The following is a 3,146-nucleotide window of genomic DNA, read 5'->3' as shown; positions in this document are numbered from 1 at the left end:
GCGCGGTAGGCCGCGCCGTCCGCGTCGACGGCGGTCTCGACCGCCGCCTCCAGATCGAGCTCGGCCAGCGTGTCGAGGACGAAGTCGTCGCCGGGATCCATGCAGCCGTTGACGAGGCCGATCGTCTCGGTCCCGAAGTCGTTTCGGGACTTCTCCTCGCCGAAGTGCATGAGCGACGGCTCGTAGCAGCCGGCCGACTCCATCCGCTCCGCGAGGGCGTCCTCGACCTGCGCGGTCGTGATGGCGGTCCGAAAGCGCGTCCCGTATTCGGCGACGAGGTGCTCGAGCACGACGTCGAGCTTGCGGTCGGACCTGAACCACTCCGGCGCGGCGGGCCCGGAGAGGGGCCTGGTGGCCTCGCCCACCTGGACGACGCGGAGGCCGCGCTCGTACCGGCGCCAGAGCCGCCGCTCGTCCGGCGAGAGGACCGCCCGCGTGCCGATCCAGGGGACGGTGTCGAGCCGCCAGCGCGGGACGGACGGGTGCGCGTCGAGCCCGACGACCGACCGGGCGGCGCCGAAGTCCGGGACGACCCGGACCCGCCGGACGTCGTTCGCCTCGTCGAGGACGACCGACACCCACTCACGGTGGCCGGCGTCGTCGTCGCGGGCCGCGGCGTCGAGGCGGGGCGGTTCGTACGCCGTCTTCCCAGCGCGCCGTCCGTTGGCGCGCTCTTCGGCGTAGAAGATCGCCCGCGCCAGCGCCGGCGCCAGGACGTGCGCGTCGGGATCCTCGAAGTACCACTCCCGCGGGGGATCCGCGGAGATGGCGTGTGCGAGGGCGTCCCGTTCGCGTTCGGCGTCCGTCCCGGCGCCCTCGTGCAGCGAGAGCTGGACGAACGCCTCCCAGGTGGTCGCCGGCGCGTCGATCTCCCGGAGGTACGCGCCGACGGCCGCCCGGACCCGGCCCGTATCGAGCTCGTCGACGGCGAAGGTCGGCGCCTCGTCGAGGACGACGTTGTTCCCCGTGCGAAGCCCGGGTGCGAAGGCGAAGTTGTGCGTCGCGATGACGAGCGGCCACTCGTCGAGGTCGTCGTCCGGCCCCTCGCGGTAGGTCTCCCACTGGCGGATCGCCTCGCACTCGCCGTCCTCGGAACAGGGGAGGCCCGATCCCCGATCGTCGTGGGCCTCCCGATCGTCGTGGACCTCCCGATCGTCGTGGGCCTCCCGATCGTCGTGGGCCTCCCGACCGTCGTGCGCCCCCCGATCGTCGTGTGCCTCCCGATCGACGTGCTCCTCGAGGTACCGGTGGGCGGCCGAGAAGTGCATCCCCTTCCCGTCGGCGCTGCACTGGGCGTCGAGCCACTCGCTGGCGGGGTCGCCGCCGATCGTGACCTCGTCGTCGTGCTCGCCGGCGGCGACGGGACAGGCCTCGCGGCGTCCGCGGAGGACGAGGAACGACCCGCCGCGTTCCGCGGCGACCTCGATCGCCTCGTCGCGAGCGTCCCGCGTTTCGAGGAGGTGAACCACCGGCCGGCCGCCGGTGATGTCCTCGCGGGCGCCCCAGCGCGTGCTCGCGACGGCGAACGACTTGCCGAGCGCCGTCGGCGCGTCGACGACCCGGTCGTCCTCGTGGCGGACGATCTCGGCGATCGTCGCGAAGAGGCGCTCGCGAGCGTCGTCGGTCGACGGCCAGTCGAGCCCGCGCTTCGCGGCGTACCGCCGTCGCTCGGACGGCTCGAGCGCGTCCAGCCGCGCGAGCGGGAGGGTCGACGCCGGCCGTCCGGAGATCTCGACGTCGTCCGTCTCCCGCGTACGCGCGGCGTCGTCCGCCTCGTTCGAGCGCTCGGTGTCGTTCGCTCCCGGCGAGCGCTCGGCGTCGTCCGCCTCCTGCGAGCGATCGACCGCATCCACCTCGCGAGAGCGCTCGATCGCCGCGTCGAGCAGCGGCGGGCGGTCGTCGCGATCGCCGTACGGCTCGACGTCGGGCAGGTCGTAGCCGGCCTCGCGAGCCGCCCGGAAGATCTCCCGCCAGGTGTCCGCGTCGAGCCCGGTGTGGGTCCAGTCTCCACAGGAGATGATCCCCTGCTCGATCCCGACGAGGTGCAGGGCGTTGCCGGTGCAGTCGTGGCGCCAGCAGCGCCAGGTCTCGCCGCCGTCGTCGACCATGAAGTTCGCGCCCGTGGACGACCCGTGGACGGGGTGTTCGCGGCGCCGTCCCTCGGGATACCGCCGGCGGGAGACGACGTCGTGGACCCGCAGGTCGGTTCCGTCGTCGCCCGGCTCCCGGTCGGTTCCGTCGTCGCCCCGCTCCCGGTCGGTTCCGTCGTCGCCCGGCTCCCGGATGTCCCGATCGACCTGATCGCGCCGCCGTTCGGGTCGATCCGTCGGATCGCGCCGCCGTCCGTCCGCCGGAGACGGCCGGAAATCCGCGATCAGGTCGCGGAGGCCGTCCGCCTCGACGGTCGCGATCGCGTCGCCTTCGAGCGGGCCGTAGTAGTTCCCCGACGGGTGGCGCGAGCCCGGACCGACGACGAGCGACTGGGCGGCCGCCTTGACGTGACCGAGTTCGTCGCCGGTCTCGGGGTCGAGCAGCGGGACGTCCGCGTCGAGGCCCTCGACGAAGAGGAAGACGTGCTCGCTCGAGCGCGATCCGGACACCTGTCGGACCGTCTCCGGGAGCGCGTCGAGCAGCGGCGCGAGCCGCTCCGGGTCGTCGGCGTCGACGACGGCCAGGTCGCCCCGCGTGACGACGCCGTAGTTGTGGCCGGCCTCGAGGTACGCCCGGAAGCGCTCGTCGTCGGGTTCGTGGAGGTACTCTTCCGTCCGAGGGACGCGCGGCGCCTTCGCTCCGGGGTCGATCGGGACGAACGACCGGCCCAGTTCGTCGAGCGGCGCCGGGACGCCACCGCGGTGGGGCTCGCCGGCCGGTTCGGCGACGGTCCCGGTGGACGGCTCCCCCGACTCCGGTTCGGCGACGGTCCCGGCGGACGGCTCCCCCGACTCCGGTTCGGCGACGGTCCCGGCGGACGGCTCCCCCGGCTCCGATTCGGATTCGGATCCCGTCTCGCCGTCGGGGGTCGACTCGATCGAGGGCTCCCGCTCGGCGGGGACGCCGCCGTCGGTCGAGACGGACCGCTCGAGTTCGACGTCGTGGCCGACCTCTTTGCGGAGGTGGCGCTCGACCGCGTCGGTGAGCGCGACGAG

1 protein-coding gene is annotated in these 3,146 nt (G+C 73.8%); it reads right to left on the bottom strand.

What is annotated here, in order from left to right; translation table 11 throughout:
- The coding region (locus QZT59_RS03475; protein ID WP_290811365.1) for a bifunctional DNA primase/polymerase at window positions 1-3,146 on the bottom strand (3,146 nt) is incomplete at both ends.

It is taken from the genome of Halovivax sp., assembly GCA_007119345.1.
Taxonomy (GTDB): Archaea; Halobacteriota; Halobacteria; order Halobacteriales; family Natrialbaceae; genus Halovivax.
The sequence above is the reverse complement of the archived record's forward strand: the minus strand, read 5'-3'. Positions and strand labels throughout refer to the sequence as shown.